This window comes from uncultured Nostoc sp., from assembly GCF_964245575.1.
GTDB lineage: Bacteria > Cyanobacteriota > Cyanobacteriia > Cyanobacteriales > Nostocaceae > Nostoc.
In genome coordinates, this window is sequence record NZ_CAXTNP010000098.1 from 1 (window position 1) to 25,835 (window position 25,835).

Here is a 25,835-nt window from a genome sequence, read left to right on the forward strand (position 1 = left end):
ATTTTAGTATTCTTGATATACCTATTAATGAAGAGGATTCTAGATTAAATATCTATAATTCTTTTGCAGATAATGAAATTCATCTTATAGTTAAGGATTTTAAGTATAATTTAGAAATAGAACTATTTTATAATGATAAATATTTTGTTGATATAAATTTTTTAGAAAGATTACTATTGATAGCTGATCAAGTTAGTCGAGGATTTGAGGATTTTGCTCATTTAAATATATTACTAGAAAGAGAGCGTAAAGAATTAGTAGAAACTTGGAATAATACTAGTACAAATTACGCATTAGATAAATGCGTTCATCAATTATTTGAAGCACAGGTGAAGCGATCGCCACAGGCCGTAGCATTAGTTTTTAAAGAAGCTGAGAATAATCAGGAACAATCTATACTCACATACCAACAGCTAAATCAACGTGCAAATCAGTTAGCGCATTATCTACAGTCGCTAGGCGTGAAACCAGATATGCCAGTAGGAATCTGTGTAGAGAGAACCCTGGAGATGGCGATCGCAGTTTTGGCAGTTCTCAAAGCTGGTGGTGCTTATGTACCAATAGACCCAGCCTATCCCAAGGAACGTTTAGGCTTTATGCTTGAGGATACTCAAGTATCAGTATTACTCACTCAACAACAACTATTAGCAGAACTTCCTAAACATAATTTACAGGTTATCTGTTTAGATGCCGACTGGGACAAGATTAGCCAATACAGTCAGGAAAATCTTGATAGTGAAGTCACACCCGAAAATTTAGCTTATATTATCTATACTTCTGGTTCTACTGGTAGACCGAAAGGCATCTGTTTAGCTCACCGTCCTTTAGTGAATTTACTACAATGGCATCTAAACTCACTATTAACAGGTGTACGTACCCTACAATTTGCCTCTTTAAGCTTCGATGCTAGCTTTCATGAAATGTTTGCTGCTTGGTGTTCGGGAGGAACTTTGTTTCTGATCTCAGAAAACTTGCGTCGGGATACTACAGCTTTAGCTCACTTTATTCATAACCAAGAGATTGAAAAAGTTATCTTGCCTGTTGTTGTACTACAACAAATGGCAGAACTAGCAACATCTCAATTGCAATTATTTACTAGTTTAAAAGAAGTTACAACCACAGGTGAGCAACTGCAAATCACCCCAGCTATTGTCAAATTATTCAAATCGCTGCCACACTGTTTATTTCATAATCACTACGGCCCATCAGAAACCCATGTGGTAACGGCTTTAACATTAGATAAAAATCCTGATTCTTGGCCCACTTATCCCTCAATAGGTCGTCCGATAGCTAATACTCAACTTTACTTACTTGATACAGAATTAAAGCCAGTTCCGATAGGTGTTGCGGGAGAGTTGTACATTGGTGGCGATAGTTTAGCCAGAGGTTATCTCAATCGACCCGATCTGACTACTGAACGTTTTATTTCCAATCCTTTTAACAAGTCAAAAGTCAAAAGTCAAAAGTTAAAAGAGAGCGATCGCTTGTATAAAACAGGTGACTTAGCTTGCTATTTACCCGACGGGAATATTGAATACCTTGGTCGGATTGACCAGCAGGTGAAAATTCGCGGCTTCCGCATTGAGCTAGGGGAAATCGAAGCAATGCTGTTGCAGCATCCTGACGTGCGCGAAGCCGCAGTTATAGCGCGGGAGGATGTGCCAGGGGACAAGCACCTAGTTGGTTATATTGTTTCCAACCTAATTCCGGAGCGAGTACCTTATGAAAGTATTTGTCGAGTGGAAACTGATGACAACCGGATAATAGAACTACAAACAGAGGATATCTCCAATGGCGATGTTTGTTTGGTAGGGGTGTCATTTAGTTGGTCAAAAGATAAGCGCGTCCGTCTTTGCCTACGCTTGCCAGTGACATCAGAAGAACTATGGTTAAATGGCAGCGTTGCTTGGAGTCAGGGTAAACGGGCTGGTATTAACTTGGTTCTAACGCCTACCGAAAAAATCCTCTTTCAACAAAGCATAGACCATATCTTAGAAACCCAACATCAATGGAAAATTTTGCAGCGCACAGTCAGTGGCAATCTCCGTAAATTTATTAAGGAGAAGCTGCCAGATTATATGGTGCCTTCTAATTTTGTGATGTTAAATAAATTGCCAGTAACACCAAATGGCAAATTAGATCGTCGGGCATTACCAGCGCCCGATCGCACCGGACGGAATCTGGAACAAGATTTTGTCTCACCTCGTACCACTGTTGAAGAAGTACTAGCAAAAATTTGGCTGGAAGTTTTGAGATTGGAGCAAATCAGCGTCCACGATAACTTTTTTGAGATTGGGGGACACTCACTGCTAGCCACTCAGGTAATTTCTCGTATTCGGGATACCTATCAGTTAGATTTGCCATTACGGCGCTTATTTGATGCACCTACTGTTGCCACCTTGGCGGAAAGTATCGAGGTACAACTTAAGGAAAATCTAGAATGGCACACTCAAGCGATTGCACCTGTAACGCGTGACCAAAACTTGCCCCTTTCCTTTGCCCAGCAGCGATTATGGTTTCTGGAACAGTTTCTACCTGACAATCCCTTATACAACTTACCGCAGACTTTTCACCTTGTTGGTCAGCTAAATCTGAATGCCTTAGAACAGAGTATCAATGAAATTATTCGCCGCCATGAAGTTTTACGTACCACTTTTACTTTCTTAGATGGGCAGCCAGTACAAATTATTGCTCCTACCTTAACTGTACCTTTGCATTTAGTAGATTTAAGATCGCTGTCTGGTTCGCAAAAAGACACAGAAATTCAGCGATTAACAATTCAGGAGTGCCAACAGTCCTTTAACCTCAATCACGGGCCGCTAGTACGAACCACTCTGTTACAGTTAGGTGCAGAAGAATATGTACTGATTTTGAACATTCACCATATTGTTTTTGATGGTTGGTCTGTCGGCACATTTTTTCGAGAACTGAGACAGCTATATCAAGCCTTTGCCAACGGTCAACCTTCTCCCCTTGCTAAACTTCCGATTCAGTATGCAGACTTTGCTTTTTGGCAACGGCAATGGTTGCAAGGAAAAGTTTTATCAGAACAACTAAACTATTGGAAGCAGCAGTTAGCCAATTTACCCATTTTACAGTTACCAAGTGACCGCCCCCGACCAGCAATCCAAACGTATCGTGGGACGCGCCAACCATTAGCCCTTTCCAAATCTCTCAGCGAGACACTAACTCGCTTCAGTCAGCAGCAGGGAGTGACTTTATTTATGACACTCTTAGCAGCGTTCCAAACATTGCTATTCCGTTATACAAGTAGCGAAAATATCCCAGTTGGTTCGGTCATTGCTAACCGCCACTATCAGGAAATAGAGGATTTAATTGGATTCTTTGTTAACACTTTAGTACTACGGAGTGATTTTTCTAACTCTCCAACTTTTTCCCAGTTGCTCAAGCAAGTGCGAGAAGTCACCTTAGAAGCTTATGCTCATCAAGACCTACCCTTTGAGAAACTGGTAGAGGAACTAGAACCAGAACGGGATTTGAGTCGTCATCCCTTGTTCCAAATCGGCTTTGCTCTGCAAAATGTACCCATACCAGCACTGGAACTTTCTGGTTTAACCATTAACCATCGTTTAGAACACAATGGCACAGCCAAGTTCGATCTGTTCCTAGAACTATTTGAGACACCAGATGGGATTAGTGGTTGGTTTGAGTACAGCACTGATTTATTTGATGCTGCTACCATATCTCGCATAAGAGAACATTTTCAGACTTTAGTGGCAGGTATTGTTGCGAATCCAAACCAGAAAGTTGCAGATTTACCCCTTTTAACTGCTACTGAGCGCCAACAATTATTAGTGGGATGGAATCAAACTCAAGCAGATTACCCTGAACAAAGTTGCATTCACCAATTATTTGAAGCGCAGGTACAGCAATCGCCTGACTCAATAGCAGCAATTTTTGCAGAACAGCAAATTACTTATAGCGAGTTAAATGCCAGAGCCAATCAATTAGCCCGTCATTTACAAACTTTAGGTGTAGGGCCAGATGTATTGGTAGGGATTTGTGTAGAGCGATCGCTAGAGATGATTGTAGCTCTATTAGCGATTCTCAAAGCTGGTGGAGCTTATGTACCTCTAGATATCGCCTATCCACAGCAGCGTTTATCTTTAATGCTGACAGACTCTCAAGTAACAGTGTTGTTAACCCAGCAACGGTTATTAGCAGAACTTCCCGAACATCAAGCTAGTATTATCTGTCTGGATAGAGACTGGGAAAATATTGCTACCCAAGCCCAAGATAACCTGGATATTAATACCCATCCTGACAATTTAGCTTATGTGATCTACACCTCCGGTTCTACTGGCAAACCAAAAGGTGTAGCGATGCCGCACCGTCCTTTAGTCAACTTAATTGCTTGGCAGTCGCAAACTTCCAAAGTTGGCTTTGGCAGCAAAACACTGCAATATACACCGATTAGCTTTGATGTTTCCTTCCAAGAAATCTTTGCCACCCTGACTACAGGCAAGACATTGGTATTGATTTCGGAATCAATGCGTCGTGAACCCATACACCTGCTGCAATTTCTGAACCAAGCAGGGATTGAGCGATTGTTCCTACCGTATGTCGCTTTGCAACAATTGGCTGAAATGGTAAGGATAGAAGGCATACTACCCTGGAGTTTACGCGAAGTGATTACGGCTGGGGAACAGTTACGCATTACGGATGCGATCGCACATTTATTTCGCCGATTGCCTAACTGCACTCTACACAACCACTATGGCCCATCTGAAACTCATGTCGTGACTGCCTTTACCCTTGCAAATTCACCTACAGATTGGTCAGTTTTGCCACCCATTGGACGACCGATTGCTAACAGTCAAATTTATCTATTGGACTCTCAGTTACAACCTGTCCCTATAGGTGTAGCTGGAGAACTCTACATTGGCGGTATTGGTATAGCACGTGGTTATCTCAATCGCTTCGATCTTACAGATGCTCGATTCATTTCCAACCCCTTTAATAATTCAAAATTATATAAAACAGGCGATTTAGCACGTTATTTACCAGATGGCAATATCGAGTATCTCAGCCGTATTGATCATCAAGTGAAGATTCGCGGTTTCCGAATTGAACTAGGAGAGATTGAAGCATTACTATCACAACATCCTTCCCTCAAGACAAGTATTGTAATAGATCAAGAAGATGTATCTGGACAAAAGCGTTTGGTAGCTTATGTGGTGCAAAATCAACAAGATGAGAATAACAGCCAACTTACATTAGAACTTTGCCACTTTCTCAAACAAAAGCTACCAGAATATATGATACCTACAGCTTTTGTGTGTTTAGAGAAGTTGCCACTAACACCCAATGGTAAGCTAGACCGTCGAGCATTACCTGCTCCCGATCAATCCAGACCCATTCTAGAAATAGAATTAATTACACCTCGTACTCCTACTGAGCAAAAAATGGTCAGTATCTGGACTAAAATACTTGGCATTGATAATTTGGGTATTCAAGATAATTTCTTTGAACTTGGCGGTAATTCTCTATTAGCAGCGCACTTAATGATAAATGTGCGAGAAACTTTTCAAGTACAGATGCCTGTAAGATGTGTTTTTGAGCAGAAAACTATAGAAGGACTGAGCCAGATAGTTGAAAAATTACATCATGAAGGAAATGCTGCTCTCAATACTGTTATTAATTTTAAAGCTGAAGCCGTACTTGATCCAAACATTTATCCCCAAGGAGTGCTTACTAAAAACATCAGTCAGCCAAACCATATTTTCTTAACAGGTGCTACCGGCTTTTTGGGTGCTTTTTTACTATACGAATTGTTGCAGCAAACAAAGGCAAAAATATATTGCCTTGTCCGTGCTAATAATGAAAGTGAAGGTTTTAGAAGGTTGCAGAAAAACCTAGAAAAATATTTAATATGGGATGCAAACCAAAGCTCAAGAATTATTGCCATACCAGGAAATTTAGCTCAACCTCGTCTTGGACTTTCTTTAGAGCAATTTGAGAGGCTAGCAGAGCAGATTGATGTTATTTATCACAGTGGTGCTGAAGTCGGTTTTGCTAAACCATATTCTCTAATTAAAGCGATAAATGTTTTTGGTACTCAAGAAGTTCTTAGATTGGCATGTTATGCTCAACTCAAGCCAGTACACTACATCTCAACAATTGCCGTTTTTAGCACAATTGCTTGTTTTAATGGGTTGAATGTCCTTTATGAGGATGATGACATTGATCCTAGTGAAACTTATCTTTATCAAGATATTGGTTATATACAAAGTAAATGGGTAGCTGAAAAACTTGTTTGGATTGCTAAAGCAAGAGGTATCCCCGTAACAGTTATTAGATCGGGATTTTTAATGGGTCATTCACATACTGGCGTAACTAATACAGATGACTACATATCTAGATTGATCAAAGGTTGTATACAAGTAGGTAGTTTTCCAGATTTAGTCAATCAAAAACAAGATTTAATTACTGTAGATTATGCTAGTAAAACCATTGTTCAAATATCTAGGAGGGAAAAATCTTTAGGAAATGCCTTTCATTTAGTTCCTTTAGCATCGGAAAATATCGATTTAAGTAGATTATTTGAGTTGATATCGGCTTGTGGATACCCAGTTAAAAAAGTACCTTATACTCAATGGACAGATGAGTTAATCAATCAAGCTCAGTCCTCTCAGGAAAACTCTTTGTTTCCTCTTATACCGATGTTAACTGAACAAGTGCATCAAGGGCTAACTGCATGGCAACTCTATCAAAATACCCCTAATTTAGACTGTCGCAATACACTTGAGGCAATTGCTGATATTTCTATTTCCTGTCCATCAATGAATACTGAATTACTAGGTAAATATTTAGCTTATTTTCTACATAATGGATTTTTGAATATAGAGAGTATATATAGCATTTCCTAATCACACGAGGTACATCTTAGGCCCCTCCTCGCTTGTTCTTAGGGTAGTTGGCGGTGGGGTTCAGTACCTACTCAACCGAGAATAGCTGTATAGAAGTTCTAGTCGTCTGTCTCATTAATTTTGATCAGTTCGTAGTAAGCACAAAGCGTGCTTAAAAATCCATGACTAAAATCCTTACTACGAACTTTTTCCACCCTTCATAACTAATGCGATAGACTACTAGAGCTATTTCGTTTTAGACATAAACCACCCAGATTTTTAGTTCTGTAGCTCATAGGTAAAATCCGTTAAAAAGGCTTTTAAATATACGTATTTTTTTCCTCTTCAATTCGGATTGCCATAAGATAAATGGAATAACAACTCAAATACATAATACTAATAATTTCTTAAGTTATTAAGATTATATATTTAAATCTATTTAAGTAATTTAACTTATAACAAGCTATTAAATATTTAAGTAATTTTGGCAATGGCTTTACATTTTAAAAGTGTTACATTTTAATTATTAATACATGTAAAACTTTGTTATGTACTTGACAAAAAAACAATTGGAGACATATAAAAATCAAGGATTTGTTTTATTAGAAAAACATTTTTCTAGTGCTGAAGTTGAAATAATGAAAGCAGAGCTATCTGTTTTATCTGCGAAAAATTCACCAAAAAAAATCCTTGAGAAAGATGGTAAAACTGTGCGCTCGCTTCACGGATATCATACTAACAATGATATTTTCAATTGTCTAACACGACATCCGTTTATCGTTGAGCCAGCTATGCAAATAGTTGGTAGCCAAGTATATATATATCAGTTCAAAATAAATATTAAAGCAGCATTTAGCGGTGATATTTGGAAATGGCATCAAGACTATATTTATTGGTGTAAGGAGGATGGAATGCCAAAACCACAAGTAGTCAATGCTATGTGCTTATTAGATGACATGAATGAATTTAATGGGCCACTATTTGTCATTCCTGGCTCACATAAAGAAGAGATGATTGATGTTATGGCACATAATCCTGTAATAGGAACAGTAGCAACCACAACTTCTAATAGTTCTGGCGACACTCCTACATGGATATCGAGTTTTAGTGCTAATTTAAAGTATTCTCTGAACCAGAACTTAATTACTGATTTAGTATCAAAGTATGGAATTACTTCTATAAAAGCTGCGGCAGGTTCAGTTCTATTTTTTGATAGTAATATTGTTCATGCTTCAACAAAGAATATTTCACCCTTTGGGCGTTCTACTGTGATTATTACTTATAACAGTATTGAGAATATTCCTTTACCAGTTATAAATCCTCGACCGGATTTTCTTGTGAGTCAAAATTATCAAGCTGTCACTCCTCTCGCATCTGATGCGTTATCTCAGTTTTCTCGCGCTATACCAGTTCTATACTGAAGCAATACCACAAATTGCAGCTAGTTTACAATTTTACAATGATGCTGGCAATGAATGATTGACAATATAAGTTTTTGTTAGCCCCAATTTGGGGCTAATTTTTTTTAGGGCGACAAAGCTTGCTGCGATCATAGTTAAGGTTAGTACACGATCGCGCAAGCTACGTTTTTTGTCTTTTACCCCCTGCTCAAAAACAGCCTGCCTCAATCAAGAAATTCCTTAACCGAACGGTATTGAGGTTACTCCTTGAGCCAAAGCAGTATTTACACTGACGGCAGTTGTAAAAAATACAGCGAATATTTATATAAAATGATATAACACTCGTTACATTAAAGTATCGGGGCTTAATTAGATAACTATCCCTCTTCTGTCACTCTCCGAAAACATTTGCCATTTTTGAATTCTAGAGCTTTTATCTACCAAGCGATGGCTTTGCCCGCCGCAGGCATCGCTCGATTATTTCCTAATAACAAATACAAGACCTATTTTTTTCTAATAGAAAAGCCTGTATTGACTGACTGATAAAGCTTTCATAGATTGGCTGCTCAGAAAGTGACAGAACAGGGCTATAGCAATCCTAAATTATTCGTGAGAAATAAAATCGCTGAAATACTTATAGATAGGTACTTTATGCCTACGTATTTTCTCACGTTTCAATTCGGATTGCTATAGTCATGCAAAATAAATTATTTAGTTAGCCAAGAGAACTATTAACAGTGAAGGAATACAGCGATTTTATCCGTGTTAAAAATAACTAAATATTTATGCGTAGGTATTTAAATGTGAAGAAAAAATCGATAATTAACTATACGCAAAAACAGCAACTGATTTGTAAACCTTGCATAGCAACATTAAAACCTTTAACATTCAGCTTTGTTCTAGCAGCAGTATTATGCAACTATGATCAGGTAATGTCTACGACGGGCTGCGCCTACGCCCAAACTTCTAATCCTCAAACGTTACCGCCTGGCCGGATAGAAGATACCCCTGTCATTCCCTTACCTTCGGATGTGCTACCGCAGCCATCAGATCAGAATCAATTACTTCCTTCGCCACAATTACCGGATCAGCCAACTTTAGGAGAGGATGATCCTAACGCTAAATTCCGGGTTGATCGCATTGAAGTTGTTGGCAGTACAGTTTTTAAACCAGAAGATTTTGCCGCGATTACGGCTCCCTTTGTGGGACGGGAAGTGTCGTTTACAGAGTTGTTGCAAGTCAAAGATGCCATCAGCAAGCTCTATACTGATAACGGCTATGTAACTACAGGTGCTCTAATTACGCCGCAGACAGTAGAAGCTGGAGTCATTAAAATTCAGGTAGTCGAAGGCAGTTTGCAAGAAATTAAAATCGTTGGCAATCGGCGATTGCGTAGTCAATACATTCGTGATCGCATCAAACTTGGTGCTGGTAAACCCTTAAATATACCACGCTTACTGGAAAAGCTGCAACTGCTTCGCCTTGATCCGCGCATTCAAAACCTGTCAGCCGAGTTGCAGACAGGCGTGAGTCCGGGAACCAATGTGTTGCAAGTTGAGGTTGAAGAAGCAGAAACTTTTAAGCTGACCACAAGCCTGGATAATGGGCGATCGCCAAGTGTCGGCAGTTTTCGCCGGGGAGTGGATTTGCAAGAAGCTAATTTATTGGGCTTAGGTGATACCTTGAGCGTGGGATATGCCAATACCGATGGCAGTAATACCATTAATGCCAATTACACGCTACCCATTAATGCCCGCAATGGCTCTGTATCCTTCGGTTTTAGCCAAGGATGGAATCGCGTGATCGAGGAACCATTTAGCGTCCTTGATATTCAGTCAAATAGCCGATCTTACGAATTGGCCTATCGGCAACCACTAGTGCAAAAACCAACTCAAGAATTGGCAATCGGGCTGTCATTCTCGCGCCAGGAAAGCCAAACTGAGTTGGGTCTTGATAACATTGGGCCGTTTCGACTCTCCCCTGGTGCAGATGCAAACGGAAAAACCAATATTTCTGCTCTACGCTTTTTTCAAGAATATACCCAGCGAAGCAACCAGTATGTATTTGCGGCGCGATCGCAATTGAGCTTTGGCGTAGATTGGTTCGATGCTAATGTCAGTGATAATCAACCAGATAGCCGTTTTTTCGCTTGGCGGGGACAGGCTCAGTGGGTGCGGCAATTAGCACCAGACACTCTATTTTTAGCTAGGGGCGATTTCCAATTGGCAACAGATTCCTTAGTGCCTTTGGAGCAATTTGGTCTTGGTGGACAGCTAAGTGTACGGGGCTATCGCCAAGACGTATTACTCACAGATAATGGTCTGTTATTTTCGGCAGAATTTCGAGTCCCCATTGTCCGCGCTACCAAGATTGGCGGGATACTGCAACTGACACCCTTTATTGACGTTGGCAAAGGCTGGAATGTCAATGGCAAAAATCCATCACCAAGTACGCTTTTTAGTACTGGGTTGGGGCTGTTGTGGAAACAGAGCGATAAATTCTCAGCTAGGCTAGATTGGGGCATTCCACTGATATCGGTAGACGGTGAAAAGCGAGTGCTCCAAGAAAATGGGCTGTATTTCTCGGTAAGTTATTCGCCATTTTGATCGAGGCGACCGCCCAGTTGATGGTTCAAGACCATACCATTTTGGGCATCCTAAATACAAAGTATAAATAAAGGCTTGGCAATGACAGCGACCTCTATTTGGTTAGGTCTGTGCGGTGGAATAGTGCCATTAATGGTAATGCCACTTTGGTGTGGCTCTGTGAGTGCCCAGGTAACTAGCGATGGCACCTTGAATACTACTGTCTCTCAAAGTGGTAATAAGTTCACCATCACTAACGGTAGTGCTGCAAACAGTAACCTATTTCACAGTTTCCAGCAGTTTAGTGTTCCCACAGGCACTTCAGCCATTTTTGATTTAGTCAACACACCTAATATATCCACTATATTCAGTCGTGTTACAGGAGGTAGTATTTCTCGCATTGATGGCGTGATTCAAACCATCAACAGCAACAGCCCCGTTAGCCTATTTTTGATCAATCCTAGTGGCATTGTCTTTGGGCCCAATGCCCAACTGAATATTGGTGGCTCGTTTGTTGGTACAACTGCAAATAGCATTAAGTTTGCGGATGGGGTGGAGTTTAATGCCAGCAAGACTACAGCACCACCTCTTTTAACGATCAATGTACCAGTTGGCTTGCAGTTTGGGCAAAACTCAGGCGCGTTGGCGCAGCCCGCCGTAGGCATCGCAGTACAAAACTCAATCAATGGCATCTCCCAAAATCCACTAGGTTTACAAGTGAGTTCAGGAAAAACTCTTGCCTTGTTGGGAAATGGGATTGATATAGCAGGGGGCGTTCTCAAAACTGTGAATGGCTCCATCGAACTCGGTAGTGTCCAGTCAGGACAAGTTAGCCTCAGTCCAACAAATCAAGGTTGGGCGTTTGATTATTCCAATGTTCAGAGACTAAGCGATATTCAGTTGAGTCAGCAAGCACTGATAAATGTAAGCGGGTTTGGCAACAGTGCGATTCAATTGCAAGGTAAAAATATTCGTCTTTTAAATGGTTCGACTGTTTCGACTAATAATTTCGGTGCCATGTCATCGGATCGGATCGCAGTCAATGCCACTGAAACATTCCAACTTATCGGAACAACTCAGGATGGAACTAGAAGCAGCCTATTGATCAGCAACGCGAGCAATCTGGGTCAAGGTGGAGATATTGTCATATCAGCAAAACAACTTTTGCTTCAGGATGGGGGAGATATTTTGACTCAAACCTTAGGCCCAGCAGCAAGTGGTAACATTACAGTGAATGCGTTAGAGTCCATTCAAATGAGTGGGTTTAACCCTGCCAATTCGGGGGGAAATACAGCGATTTTAACGCTCTCTTATGGTTCGGGAAATACAGGTAATATCACGCTATCCACCCAAAAACTAAGTGTTACTAATGGTGCTGGCATTGCATCATCCAGCTTCCAAAAAGGCAACAGTGGCAATGTTCAGATTAATGCCTCCGATTCCATTGATGTTGCCGGGATCAATAATGTCAACCTTTTGCCGAGTAATGTAAGTTCATCAACGATTGGTACTGGCAATGCAGGTAATGTGACTATTAAAACTTCACGGTTAACCGTACGCGATGGAGCTAATGTTAACTCCTCAACTGGGGGAATGGGGAATGCTGGAAACCTAAAAATCACGGCTTCAGACTTGATCGAGGTGAGCGGCGCGGCATCAAGTAGTACGTTGACTAGTGGAATTGGGGCTTATGCGCTCCGCCTTGATCCAGTCTCCCGCGCCGCTTATGGACTACCTGACATTCCTAGCGGTAATGCGGGTGGGGTAATTCTGATAACGCCGCAATTACGTATTTCGGATCGGGCACAAGTGGGAGTAAAAAATGATGGCACAGGCAATGCAGGCAATTTTGAGGTCTATGCTGATTCAGTTACTTTGAGGAATCAGGGAGCAATTACTGCCGCAACACAATCTGGAAACGGAGGAAACCTAGTTCTTAACGTTAAAGAATTGTTACTCATGCGCGGTAACAGCAAAATTTCTGCTGAAGCCAAGAGCATAGGTAACGGTGGTAACATCTCAATCAATGCACCGATCATCGCCGGATTAGAAAACAGTGACATTATTGCTAATGCCATTAAAGGTCGAGGGGGCAATATCCAAATCAGCACCAAAGGGATTTTCGGATTGCAGTTTCGTCCCCAACTGACACCTGAGAATGACATTACTGCTAGTTCGCAATTTGGGGTCAGTGGAACGGTTCAAATAAATAACATCGGCGTTGATCCAAACTCTGGCTTAGTACAACTGCCAACGAATGTGGTTGATCCATCACAGCAAATTGCTACAGGCTGCGCGGGCAGTGAAGGCAGCCGCTTTGTCGCAACGGGACGCGGTGGTGTGCCGCAAAATCCCAATCAACAGGTAACGAGCGATCGCACTTGGTCTGATATCCGCGACCTCAGAGCATACCACAAAACTGGTAATGTCACTGCCCAAACGCCTAGATCGCCAGAGGTTATCCTCGAAGCCACTTCCTGGCATCGCAACGCTAATGACCAAGTTGAATTAATAGCGGCTCCATCTCCTAGCTATATGCAGCAACCATTAACCTGTGCTGCTTCAGCTAAGAGTTAACTACAAATAAAGTTAACTACAAATAAAGTTAGCAACAATTCCATTTTGGGAAACCTAAGCACACAGGTCAAAATGGAGACGGGGTAGTGAAAGTAATTTCTGCTAGGTTTAGTTTCATCAGTGGAATGTTAATATGTGGGATTTGGAGTAGTTCTGCAAATGCTCAAGTAATTTCCGATGGCACTCTCAATACCACAGTATCCCAAAGCGGCAATAACTTCACCATTACCAATGGCAGTCGTGTCGGCAACAACCTGTTTCACAGCTTCAGCCAATTCTCTATTCCTAGCAATGGTTCTGCATTCTTCAACAATGCGGCAGATGTGCAAAATATTTTTAGTCGTGTGACTGGGGGCAGTATTTCTCACATTGATGGTTTAATCACAGCCAACGGTAGCGCCAATCTTTTTTTACTCAACCCTAATGGAATCATTTTTGGTGCTAATGCCCAATTAAATATAGGCGGTTCATTGATTGCAACGACAGCTAATAGCATCAAATTTGCTGATGAGACTGAATTTAGCGCCATTAATCCCCAAGCTAACGCATTATTAAGTATCAATGTTCCCATTGGACTGCAACTAGGTAATAATCCTTCAACGATACAAGTCCAAGGTACAGGACATTTAGATATCGAGAGCGATATTATTCCTACAATTCGCAATCCTAGCCCAACAAGATTGCAAGTACAGGCAAGAAAAACTTTGGCGTTGGTGGGCGGTAATCTGAATCTGAATGGCGCTACCCTGAGTGCCGAAACAGGGCATATAGAATTAGGTAGCCTGGGAGGTGCAGGATTAGTTAGTTTAGTGCCAACCACTCAGGGATATAAATTGGAGTATGGCAACGGGCAAAACTTTAGTGACATTCAACTAGCACAAAAATCACTATTAGATGTCAGTGGGGTAAATGCAGGTTCAGTTCAGCTTCAGGGACGAAATATTCGCTTGAGCGATGGTTCGTTAGTTTTAGCACAGAATTATGGAAGTCTTCCTGGTGGAGACATTCGTTTTCAAGCATCAGAAGCCATCGATATGATTGGCGGAACATCCGCTACCACAATTCGAGGTGGGATTCGCACTAACACCTTGAGCACTGGAACTGGTGGGAATATAAGTATCATCACTCCCCGGTTAACACTCCAACAGGGTTCGGGGATAGAGAACTCAACACACGGAGTAGCTGACAGTGGCAACATTCAGATTGAAGCGACAGCAATAGAGATGTCCGGCTTCTCACCCCTAACGCCCATTGCAACAAACATTCTCACTGGCACATACGGTACTGGGTCAGCAGGTGATATCTCTATTAATGGGGATAGATTGGTAATGTCTGGTGGAGCTTTATTGACTTCATATACATATGGCAGTGGCTCTAGTGGTAAAGTGACAATTCGCAATCAAAATACCACAGTTATGGGGAAAACCCCTTTTGAAATTCCTAGTAACATTAGTATCAGTAGCTTTGCGACCGGAAATACAAAAGATTTGATACTAGATACTGGGAAGTTACAAATTTTAGATGGAGGAGCAGTTGGTTCATTAGTATTTTATGCTGGGAATGGAGGAAATGTCAGCATTAATGCTAGAGAGGCGATCACAATTAGTAGTGTCAGTTCTAACACTTACAGTAGCCTCGGTTCATCTGTCATCCGTTCAAGTCCACAACTACTTAAGTTATTGGGCTTACAGGATGTACTGACGGCAAATGCAGGTAATGTTAGCGTTACTACACCCAATTTGATCCTGACGGATGGTGGTATTGTGAGTGTTACTAGTCAAGGTACTGGTAATAGTGGCAATCTCAAGATTACCGCAGATCGTATCCAATTAAGAAATCAAGGCTCAATTCAAGCACAGACAGAATCTGGTAATGGTGGCAACATCGATTTACAAGTTGGTAAGTTGTTGCTGATGCGCGATCGCAGCAATATTAGTGCTACAGCAGGCGGTAACGGTAATGGAGGTAATATCAATATCAATGCACCTATTATCGCCGGATTAGAAAACAGCAACATTATTGCTAATGCGGTGAAAGGTAGGGGGGGTAATATTCAAATTGCCACACAAGGGCTTTTCGGACTGAAGTTTCGTCCTCAACTGACATCAGACAATGACATTACTGCTAGTTCGCAATTTGGGGTTAGCGGCACGGTTCAAGTCAATACCATCGGCGTCGATCCAAATTCCGGTTTAGTAGAACTGCCAGCAAATGTTACAGATCCATCTCAGCAAATTGCCACAGGTTGTTCGGATACTCAAGGCAGTCGCTTTGTGGCGACGGGACGGGGTGGTGTGCCGCAAAATCCCACCCAGGAAGTGAGGAGTGATCGCACTTGGTCTGATACACGTGATATCTCTGCATATCGTCAAACTGGCGGTGTCAGTGCCCAAACACCCTCATCTTCAGAAACTCTGATTGAAGCTACTGGTTGGCATCGTAATGCTCAGGGAAAAATTGAGTTAGTTGCAGATAAATCTTCTGCTCAGGTGCAACAACCATTAACCTGTGCTGCTGTTAAGAGAAGTTAATTATTTTGGAGCTAATGATCTAATTCTCCAAAGCGATCGCGATACTGCTGGAGCAGCGCTTGCATATCCTGTAATTCTTGCTCTGCCTGCTCTGCCCGTTGACGTTCCTGCTCTGCTTGTTGCTGCAACTCCACCGGACTCAAAAATTTCCGCCCATCTGGACGGTAAATCATTAGTTCATGGTTACCCACCACAAACCGAATCCCCAACCGGGGACTCGTCCACCCATCTATCTGAGCAATCGGCAACAACTGTTCACCAAGACGGCGCCAACCTTTGAGTTCATAGCGGTCTGGATCATACTGATAATATTCTTCCACGCCATAAGTTTGGTAAAACTCTAGCTTGCGTTCCATCTCCTCTGCATTGTTGCTGGGTGAGAGAATTTCCCATACGGCTTGTGGTGCAATGTTGTCTTCCTGCCACTGTTTGTAAGACCCCCGGCGTCCCTTTGGTCTACCAAACACCACCATTGTATCTGGTGCAACGGGTGAGATTAAGCGCGATTTTACCAGTAACCATAGCAAATCTCCCGCCACAAAGACGTTAGGTTCATCAGCAAACAGAATTTCCAGATTTTCTTTGATTAGGACAATCCAACGAAACTGTTCGGTATTGTCTGCTATTGGCTTGCCGTCGCTGTCGGGAAAATATAAATCTGCATCGCTGCGAAAGAAAGTGGTCATAGGTTAACCCGGAATGACACAGTGTTTTAATTCTATGCGAATCGCTTCTAAACTGATAGCTGGCATTATCAGTTGGGCATTATACGTATAGTTATTTTCTAAACTGCTGTGACTAATTTTCAAACAAACTGCTCAGTAATAAATAATTATTTATGATTTTCCGAATTAAACAAACTCGTTGGCTATATGTCAGCCTCAGTATTTTAAGTTTGTGTTTAGCATTTATGATTACACCTGTAAAAGCATCTCCACCAGTACCAACCTCTGTTCTCTCTTCTACCCAACCTACCAACAGCCTAGAACAAGGACGGAACTTCTACCAATCGGGAAGTTTTGCAGAAGCTATTAGGGTTTGGCAAACGGCAGCACAACAATATCATACCCAAGGCGATCGCCTTAACGAAGCTCTAAGCCTGAGTTACCTTTCACTGGCACAACAGGAACTTAATCAATGGGAAGCAGCTAGACAATCTATTGAGCAAAGTCTGAAACTATTACAAACCTCTATTCCCTCTGCTGATGCCATACTCTGGGCACAGGCACTCAATACCCAAGCAAATTTGCAATTGTATAATGGCAAAGCTGAAACTGCTCTCGAAACTTGGCAACAAGCTCAAAAATTTTATGAGCAAGCAGGCGACAAAATGGGCAGCTTGGGCAGTCAAATCAACCAGACACAAGCTTTACAAAGTTTAGGATTTTACCGTCGCTCCAAACAACAGTTGGAGGTGCTGACTCAAAAACTCCAAGGGATGCCAGATAATGAAATCAAAGTTAGTGGATTGCGATCGCTAGGTTTGGCTTTGCACGCTATGGGTGATGGCAAAAGCCAGGAAGTTTTAGAACAAAGTTTAGCCACCGCGAACAAAATAGCAGCTAAAACCCAGTTAAGTTCTATTCTTTCAGGTTTAGGGAAAGTTGCCTCTGACTCCCAAGACCCAGAAGCAGCATTAAATTACTTTGAAGATGCAGAAACAGCAGCTACGAACCCTAATGAAGCTTTACAAGCGCGTTTAGCTCGTTTCAAATTATTGGTGGATTACAACAAACTAGAATATGCTATCCCTCTTGCACCTCAGTTGCAACAACAGCTTGAAGAACTACCACCCAGCCATAATTCTCTTTACATAGCGATTAATTTTGTCGCAACCTTAAATCGGTTGGAAAACTCCGATCAAGTTTTTCCCATCAAAAATTTGGCGCAGCTGATGGCACTTACAGTTAAGTCTGCCCAAAAAATTCAGGATGCAACCGCCCAAGCTTATGCACTGCATCAGTGGGCACAACTCTACCGTCGCACAAAGCAGTGGTCTGAGGCAAAGGAATTAGCCGAGAAATCCCTCAATATTGCCCGTCAACTCCAAGCTGACGATATCATTGCTCAATCAGCATGGCAGGTGGGACAGTTGTATAAACAACAAGGCGATCGCTCCAAAGCAATTACAGCCTATACAGAAGCGGTTAAGTCATTAAAGGCACTGCGAGGCGATATGGTTGCCGTTAACCCCGATGTCCAATTTTCTTACCGCGAAAGTGTGGAGCCTGTCTATCGGGAACTAGTGGGTTTACTTCTCGATGAGCAACCAACCCAAGCTGCATTAATGGAAGCGCGTGAATTGATTGAGTCACTCCAAATCGCCGAACTTGATAACTTTTTCCGCGAAGCTTGTTTAGATAAAGCCCAGCAGATTGACAAAGTTGACCCCACAGCAACGGTTATTTATCCCATTATCTTAAGCGATCGCTTAGGAGTAATTCTCTCCAAAGCTGGACAACCACTGCGTTACTATGTGACTCAAAAATCTCAAGCTGAAATTGAGCAAACTTTAAATAAATTCCTAGTTGCTCTCAACCCAGTCTCGGACTCAAAAGTTCGGGATCAATTGTCCCAGCAGATTTATGACTGGCTAATTCAAAAAGCAGAAGCAGATCAAGCATTCATTGATACTAAGACATTGGTATTTGTTTTGGATGGTCGGTTACGAAACATTCCAATGGCAGCCCTGTATGACGGGAATCAATATCTGATTGAGAAGTATGCTGTGGCGCTTTCACCAGGATTGCAACTGATGGCGGCCCGATCGCTCCAAAAAAACCACATTGATGCGATTATCGGTGGTATTAGCCAATCTCGTGCTGGTTTTAGTGCCTTGCCATCTGTGGAATCAGAAGTAAAGGAAATCTCTCAGATGGTGCCATCTTCGATGTTACTCAACCAAAAATTTACAAGTCTTGCCCTGGCCGCTCATGTCAAATCTAGTAATGCCAACATTGTCCATTTAGCAACCCACGGGCAGTTTAGCTCCCGGCTCGAAGATACCTTTTTACTTACGTGGGATGGACAACTTAATGTGAAGGAGTTGTCCGAACTCCTCAAAAATCGTAGTGGTGATTCATCAAAAGCGATCGAATTATTGGTACTGAGTGCCTGCGATACTGCAACAGGAGACGATCGCGCCGTTCTTGGATTAGCAGGCTTGGCTGTTAAATCCGGTGCGCGTTCCACCATCGCCACACTTTGGCCAGTCAAAGATAAGGCAGCTCAAATGCTCATGACTCGCTTCTATGACCAACTACGGCGACCCAGAATCACTAAAGCTGAAGCACTACGGCAGGCACAAATTAATCTGATTCGCCAAACTGATTTTGGTGACCCGTTCTTTTGGTCTGCCTTCGTTTTGGTTGGAAACTGGCTTTAATTAAGTAATATCTCTGCTATATCATAGACTAAAAAACACATCTAATTTATAGAATTTTAGCCAAAATTCGGATATAAATGCTAGTAAGCTTCCCTGTTTTGGCTAGTGTTTAGAGGTATTCTATGATTTTTTAGCACAGTGATTTAGTGTATTTTCTATCACTGTTTAATGAAATGAGGTCAAACATCATGAAATGTCGATATTTAACTAGTGCATTGAGCATCATCGCTCTAATTGCTAGCAGTACATGGGCTAGTGCCTATGCTGTAACATTTACCCCACCTGTCAAAAATGGCGCTCCCAGCCAAGCAACTGGAGGAGCGTCCCGTGGCAACCTGTTTACCCCAACCAAAGGTAATAGCGCCCCTAGACAAGCGACTGGAGGCGCGTCCCGTGGCAACCTGTTTACCCCAACCAAAGGTAATAGCGCCCCTAGACAAGCAACTGGAGGCGCTTCCCGCGTTGGTGCTTACTACTTGAATCCATCGACTGTAGCAGCAGAAGGGCCCGCAGCGCTAATCGGACTTCTGCCCCAAAGCTTCTATGGCACAACAGTGTCTGAACGCCCTACAATTTTGGTATACCTTCCTGCTTCTAATGCAGAAGAAGCCGTGTTCAGCCTCAAGGATGAAGCTGGCAATACACAGTATCAAATGACCATTCCCGTTGCTCTTAAAGCTGGGGTGATCGCAGTCAAATTACCAGCCGATGCACCCGCTTTAGCTGTTGGTAAAAACTATCAGTGGTTCCTGGCACTGATCGTGGACGGAGCACTCGGCCCAACTACGCCTTACGTTGATGGTTGGATTCAGCGTATCCAGCCTACTGCTGAACTGGCAACAGCGATGCAGCAGAAAGATGCTTTAAAGCAAGCTGCTGCTTTCGGTAAAAACGGGGTGTGGTATGACTGTGTAGCAACAATGGCTGTGCTGCATACCGCCCAACCCAAAAATGCGGCTATCATCAAGCAATGGGAAGAACTTCTCTCCTCAGTTAGCTTAAAGGATATTGCAACAGTTCCCTTAGTAGCATCGGGGAATTAAGAATTGGGGACTGGGGACTGGGGACTAGGAAGAGTTTTTCTAAAACCCAATCTCCAATCCCAGACAAGTGTTAGTGGAGTCATAGCTGATGAATGCTAATCAATATTATTTAAGCCTCTAGCGAAATTATGTGGCGTAAATTCCAAGCTTTCATCCAACACTCTCGCAGTGTTTTGATTATTAGTCCCAGTGTTGCTCTGACATTTATTATTGGGCAGTCATTGGGACTTTTTAATTTGCCTGAGTGGAAACTTCGTGATGAATGGATACGACAGCGATCGCAAAATACAATAGCTGACAAAATCGTAATTGTCACAATTGATGAACAAGATATCCAATCAGTTGGTAAATGGCCAATTCCAGACTGGTCACTAGCACAATTACTAGAAAAAATCCAGGCGCAACAACCCCGCGCCATCGGCTTGGATCTCTATCGGGATTTACCAGAAGGCAACGGATACGATCAACTTGTAAAAGTCTTCCGCAACAGTGCGAATTTGATTGGTGTTGAGAAAATTACCGGGGAGCATGTCAATCCGCCACCAGAATTGAAAAAACTCGATCGAGTCGGATTAGCAGATTTGGTGTTGGATGCTGATCGCCATGTGCGTCGTGTCTTACTTACAGCAGTCGATGCCAAGGAAGACGGAAAAATTAAAGCAGGACTGGCAACTCTTGTAGCCCTCAAGTACCTTGAAGCCGAAAAGATAACTTTAGAATCCGTTGACGAAAAGCAGCAGAAGTTTCGATTGGGCAATCAAATTTACCTACCACTACAAAATCAAGAAGCAGGTTATTCTGATGCCGATGTCGGTGGCTATCAAATTCTACTCAATTGGTATGGAACGGATGTGGCGTTTCGCACAGTTGCTATGCGGGATGTGTTGGCAGGAAAAATTCCAGCAAACCTGATGCGCGATCACATGGTGTTTATTGGGTCAACTGCTGCCAGTACCAATGACTTCTTTAGCACACCCTTCAGTTCCTCCTTCATTTCTGACCAAAAACCTACACCTGGTGTTGTTATCCATGCCAATATTGCCCATCAACTAGTAGAAGGAGCAAAAACAGGCAAAGCAAACCTGCACGGCGTTTCTGGGATGGCTGTGTCCCTCTGGATTATTTTATGGTCTTTTATCGGTTCTGGTGGTAGTTGGTATTTAGCTAGTGCGCGTACCGGGCGACAGATTCCAGGCGGCAAAATTCTTTGGGCAACTGTAGGCATCAGTGGCGCATTCATGGGTAGTGGCTACGGGATATTTTTGCACGGTGTTCTGATTCCGGTAACACCTACCTTAGCTGCGTTCATCAGCAGCGTAATTGCCACAACCAATGCCTATAAACAGCAGAAGTTAGAAGAAGCAAATCGGCAACTAGAAATTGCTAATAGTCAACTATTAGATTATTCCAAAACCTTGGAGTTCAAAGTTGAAGAACGAACTCATCAATTGCTGGAGGCAAAGCAAGCTGCTGATGCTGCTAACGAAGCAAAGAGCGAATTTCTGGCCAATATGAGCCATGAGCTACGTACACCGCTCAATGGCATTCTTGGTTTTGCTCAGATGCTTGAGGCATCGCCAAACATGACAGAGAAAAACCTAGAAGGAGTCAGCATTATCTACCAGTGTGGGACACACCTTTTAATGCTAATTAATGACATTCTCGACCTTTCAAAAATTGAAGCTCGTAAATTAGAATTAGTTGCGACTAATGTACATTTGCCCACTTTCTTACATGGTGTCACCGAGATTTGCAGTATTCGAGCCGATCAGAAAGGGATTGCATTTAACATTTTCATGGGCGATCGCCTACCAGTTGCCATTCAAGTAGATGAAAAGCGGCTACGGCAAGTCTTGATCAACTTACTAGGCAACGCTATTAAATTTACAGACAATGGTAGCGTGAAATTCAAAGTAGATGTACTGGAGACTGGGGACTGGGGGCTGGGGACTCGGGACAAGGACAATAACCAATCCCCAATCCCCAATCCCCAATCCCCAATCACTAAGATTCGCTTCCAGATTGAAGATACAGGTATTGGAATGTCACTAGACCAACTAGAGAAAATATTTTTAGCCTTTGAGCAAGTAGGTGAGGCTGGACGGAAATCTGAAGGTACTGGCTTGGGATTAGCAATCAGTCAAAGAATTGCAGCACTGATGGGCAGCCAAATTCAAGTGCAGAGTCACCAAGGTGAAGGTAGTCTATTTTGGTTGGATTTAATAGTACCAGTACCAGTTTCCCATGACTGGCACCCAGTAACTATCGCCTCGACCCACCATAAAATCATCGGTATTCGGGGTACTGCCCCTGAAATTTTGATTGTCGATGACGATCGCAACCACCGTTCTATGTTAACTAGTCTGCTACAAGAAATCGGCTGTCGAACCTTGGAAGCAAACGACGGCAAACATGGGCTACAGATGACAACTGAACATCAGCCAGATGTGATTGTGCTTGATTTAGCCATGCCCAATATGGATGGCTTTGAGCTAATGCTTCACTTACAAGAGAATCCTCAAACTCGGATTATTCCGATTATTGTCTCTAGTGCCAGCGTATTTGAAGAAAATCGGCAACAGAGTTTACAAGCAGGAGCTACAGCATTTTTGCCTAAACCCCTGCAAATTGATGAACTATTCAATGCGCTGCATTCTGCCTTCGAGGTAGCAGCAAAGCGATCGCCACTAAAATTTGACTGGATCTATAGCCAATCTAAACCTCAGCAGTTATCTGCCAAGAATGAGCAAATAGATAATAGTGAATTAATTTTGCCATCTCAGGATATTTTGCAACAACTCTATCATCTGGCAATGATGGGAGATATTCCAGCGATTGAGGGAATTATAGGAGAGCTAATGAAGCAAGACAGTCAGTTAACTGCCTTCGCAACTGAGTTGAGCAAACTCACTGCCAACTTCCAAACTGCAAAAATCCGTAATTTACTAAAATCTTTTGTAGCAACGGAGTCACATCCATAATGACTGAAGCTTTTTTGAAACCAATGCATATCCTGTTGGTGGACGATAATCCAAATAATCTTAAGGTTCTATCTGAAGCGATTCAAGGATGTGGTTGGAAAGCACTCATGGCAACGGATGGAGAGTCAGCGATCGAACAAACAGAATATGCCCATCCCGATCTGATTCTCCTTGATGTAATGATGCCAGGTCTGGATGGATTTGAAACTTGTCGCAGGCTGAAAGCCAATGCCATCACTCAGAACATTCCGGTCATTTTTATGACTGCCTTGACCGATGCTACAGATAAAGTGAAAGGGCTGGAAATTGGTGCAGTTGACTACATTACCAAACCCTTCCAACAGGAAGAAGTCATTGCTCGATTAAAGTTGCACCTGAAAATCTCCCATCTCACCCGTACCTTAGAACAAAGAGTGCAAGAACGCACCGCAGAATTATCCCAATCTCTACAACAGTTACAACAAACCCAACTACAACTAATCCAGAGTGAGAAAATGTCCACCCTTGGACAACTTGTTGCAGGCATAGGTCATGAGATTAATAACCCAATTGGTTTTATTAGTGGAAATTGCTTTTATATTGAGGAATATGTAAAGGATCTCTTTCGTTTGGTGAATCTGCAACAGCAAAAGCTAGCACACCCAGATTTGGAAATTAAAAAACTTATTGAAGAAATTGACTTAGAATATATCACTGAGGATTTATCAAAAGTTCTCTTATCAATGCACCAGGGAATTGGTCGTCTTAAAGACATAAGCCTTTCTTTAAGAACCTTTGCTCGCTCCGATATTTCGTCTAAGGTAGAGTTTCAAATTCACGAAGGAATCGATAGTACTTTAATGCTATTAAAACATCGACTAAAAGACCAAGGAAACCGTCCTAAAATCGAGGTTTTCACACAATACGGTGACTTACCTCCAATTACTTGCTATCCCGGACAAATGAACCAGGTACTTATGAATATTATCGCCAATGCTATTGATGCATTTGATGGCCTTCATCAAATGCACTCAGTTCGGCAGATAGCCGCTTGCCATAACACCATCACGATTACCACATCGGTCGATGATGAGCAAAAAACCATTACAATTTGCATCGAAGATAATGCTCTTGGTATGGCTCCTGAGGTACAAGCTAGAATTTTTGAGCCATCTTTTACAACTAAGCCTGTGGGTAAGGGAACGGGGCTAGGATTAGCTATCAGCTACCAAATTATTGTCGATAAACACAATGGACAAATCAACTGCTTGTCAACCTCTGGTAAGGGAACAAAGTTTATTATTACTCTGCCAATTTAGTTTTAACGTGAGTTCGACAAGTTGAAAAAGGGACACAATACTTCTAGGATGCATCTTTCGGAGGTTATGACTATTGCGAACGCTTTTCATGGCTTTGGCTATCGGACATTTAAGCAGTTATAAGGGGAGCATGTCACCTTTTGAAAAAGCTCTCAGATCAGGGATCATAAAAAGGGAAGTAGTGCATCTGGAATCATGACTCCTGAAAAACAACAAGCTTTACAACAACACATTCAAGTGATGCCTGTGGCGGGCTACGCCTACGCTAAAATTCTCTATGAGGAGACTCCGCCTGAGGAATTGACCACGCTAGCAGGAATTGAACAAGCAGTCCGCAACCAGATGCAGCGGTAATGCCTGAAGTGGGAATTTTTTTATCACAACAGTCACGGGTACAGGAGCAGGACACCGCTGCACTCTCAAAAGTATTTTGGGAGAATTACCTTTAACAAGTCAGCAAACCCAAAAATTAGAGGTACGCTCACACATAATTGAGTCCGTATCTAGAGATGTGTTGCTTGCGAGTAAGTGCAAATGTATCTTACCAGCACGCACAGGAAGATGTTGAATTGTTCACAGGTATTAGGGTTGCAGCCAAAAATCAGCAGCGATTAGTGCATCGTCAAAACTTCGAGATGCCTGATATTGAGAAGCCTGTTGAGGAACTGAGTGTAGATGGAGGTAAAATTCGTCTCCGTACCGATCCGGGAGAACCTTGTACTTGGCAAGAATATAAAGGGATAAGTTTGCACTCAGCCTCTGTGACTGGGGCATTTTTTCAAGATAATCTTGCCCTGCTAGAGTGGGTCAATAATCAACCTCTAGATTCGCCTGTCACTTGCTTAGGTGATGGACTTTCAGGGTGTTTGGAAGATTATCAACGAAATTGCCCCAAACTCTGAGCGGCGAGAAATTCTTGACTGGTATCATTTGATGGAAAGTCTATATAAGGTGGGTGGGTCAGTGAAACGTTTGCGTCAAGCCCGAACACAACTGTGGCATGGACTTGTCGATGCTGCAATCGCATTATTTACCGATCTCACCACCAAACCCGCTCAAAATTTTATCAATTACCTGTACCTGTGATTTGCATCGTCACCGCATCGTTAACTACTCACATCTTGCACCTGACCGAATAAACCCGTAGAAGGCAAATAAAGAGTAAC

9 protein-coding genes and 2 pseudogenes are annotated in these 25,835 nt (G+C 42.3%); 10 read left to right on the plus strand and 1 reads right to left on the minus strand.

Annotated elements, in window-relative coordinates; genetic code table 11:
• Positions 1 to 215: 215 nt before the first annotated feature.
• The 5 genes and pseudogenes from ACFFAP_RS17030 to ACFFAP_RS17050 all read left to right on the plus strand — a co-directional run.
• Positions 216 to 6,890: pseudogene (locus ACFFAP_RS17030) on the plus strand (amino acid adenylation domain-containing protein); the annotation flags it as partial.
• A 527-nt stretch (positions 6,891 to 7,417) separates the two neighbouring features.
• Positions 7,418 to 8,290 (plus strand): phytanoyl-CoA dioxygenase family protein, encoded by an 873-nt coding sequence (locus tag ACFFAP_RS17035; protein ID WP_375512317.1) that lies wholly within the window; start codon positions 7,418 to 7,420, stop codon positions 8,288 to 8,290.
• A 764-nt stretch (positions 8,291 to 9,054) separates the two neighbouring features.
• Positions 9,055 to 10,875, plus strand: a complete 1,821-nt coding sequence (locus tag ACFFAP_RS17040; RefSeq protein ID WP_375512318.1) for a ShlB/FhaC/HecB family hemolysin secretion/activation protein — start codon at positions 9,055 to 9,057, stop codon at positions 10,873 to 10,875.
• 81 nt (positions 10,876 to 10,956) lie between these two features.
• Entirely contained in the window at positions 10,957 to 13,431 is a 2,475-nt protein-coding gene (locus ACFFAP_RS17045; protein WP_375512319.1) for a filamentous hemagglutinin N-terminal domain-containing protein, read from the plus strand.
• Between the two features lie 86 nt (positions 13,432 to 13,517).
• Positions 13,518 to 15,962 carry a filamentous hemagglutinin N-terminal domain-containing protein gene (locus ACFFAP_RS17050; RefSeq protein WP_375512320.1) on the plus strand — a complete coding sequence of 815 codons (2,445 nt, stop codon included), beginning with the start codon at positions 13,518 to 13,520 and terminating at the stop codon, positions 15,960 to 15,962.
• A gap of 11 nt (positions 15,963 to 15,973) precedes the next feature.
• On the opposite strand, the gene ACFFAP_RS17055 is transcribed toward ACFFAP_RS17050, so the two are convergent.
• Positions 15,974 to 16,648: a Uma2 family endonuclease gene (locus ACFFAP_RS17055; RefSeq protein ID WP_375512321.1), complete on the minus strand. Its 675-nt coding sequence runs from the start codon at positions 16,646 to 16,648 to the stop codon at positions 15,974 to 15,976.
• 152 nt (positions 16,649 to 16,800) lie between these two features.
• On the opposite strand from ACFFAP_RS17055, the gene ACFFAP_RS17060 reads away from it, so the two are divergent.
• The 5 genes and pseudogenes from ACFFAP_RS17060 to ACFFAP_RS17080 form a co-directional block, all read left to right on the plus strand.
• Entirely contained in the window at positions 16,801 to 19,347 is a 2,547-nt protein-coding gene (locus tag ACFFAP_RS17060; protein WP_375512322.1) for a CHAT domain-containing protein, read from the plus strand.
• Between the two features lie 188 nt (positions 19,348 to 19,535).
• On the plus strand, positions 19,536 to 20,390 hold the full coding sequence (locus ACFFAP_RS17065) for a DUF928 domain-containing protein (protein ID WP_375512323.1): 855 nt from the start codon (positions 19,536 to 19,538) through the stop codon (positions 20,388 to 20,390).
• 128 nt (positions 20,391 to 20,518) lie between these two features.
• Positions 20,519 to 23,371, plus strand: a complete 2,853-nt coding sequence (locus ACFFAP_RS17070; protein WP_375512324.1) for a CHASE2 domain-containing protein — start codon at positions 20,519 to 20,521, stop codon at positions 23,369 to 23,371.
• Positions 23,371 to 24,669 (plus strand): response regulator, encoded by a 1,299-nt coding sequence (locus tag ACFFAP_RS17075; RefSeq protein ID WP_375512325.1) that lies wholly within the window; start codon positions 23,371 to 23,373, stop codon positions 24,667 to 24,669. Before ACFFAP_RS17070 ends, ACFFAP_RS17075 begins: the two co-directional genes overlap by 1 nt.
• Positions 24,670 to 24,864: 195 nt before the next feature.
• Positions 24,865 to 25,807, plus strand: a pseudogene (locus ACFFAP_RS17080) (ISKra4 family transposase); the annotation flags it as partial.
• Positions 25,808 to 25,835 lie beyond the last annotated feature (28 nt).

Excerpts from the sequence above, each read along its gene's own strand:
- ACFFAP_RS17040 (WP_375512318.1), top strand. The coding sequence starts at position 9,055 with ATGCGTAGGTATTTAAATGTGAAGAAAAAATCGATAATTAACTATACG.
- ACFFAP_RS17055 (WP_375512321.1), bottom strand. The coding sequence starts at position 16,648 with ATGACCACTTTCTTTCGCAGCGATGCAGATTTATATTTTCCCGACAGC.
- ACFFAP_RS17075 (WP_375512325.1), top strand. The coding sequence starts at position 23,371 with ATGACTGAAGCTTTTTTGAAACCAATGCATATCCTGTTGGTGGACGAT.
- ACFFAP_RS17035 (WP_375512317.1), top strand. The coding sequence starts at position 7,418 with ATGTACTTGACAAAAAAACAATTGGAGACATATAAAAATCAAGGATTT.
- ACFFAP_RS17070 (WP_375512324.1), top strand. The coding sequence starts at position 20,519 with ATGTGGCGTAAATTCCAAGCTTTCATCCAACACTCTCGCAGTGTTTTG.
- ACFFAP_RS17045 (WP_375512319.1), top strand. The coding sequence starts at position 10,957 with ATGACAGCGACCTCTATTTGGTTAGGTCTGTGCGGTGGAATAGTGCCA.
- ACFFAP_RS17065 (WP_375512323.1), top strand. The coding sequence starts at position 19,536 with ATGAAATGTCGATATTTAACTAGTGCATTGAGCATCATCGCTCTAATT.
- ACFFAP_RS17060 (WP_375512322.1), top strand. The coding sequence starts at position 16,801 with ATGATTTTCCGAATTAAACAAACTCGTTGGCTATATGTCAGCCTCAGT.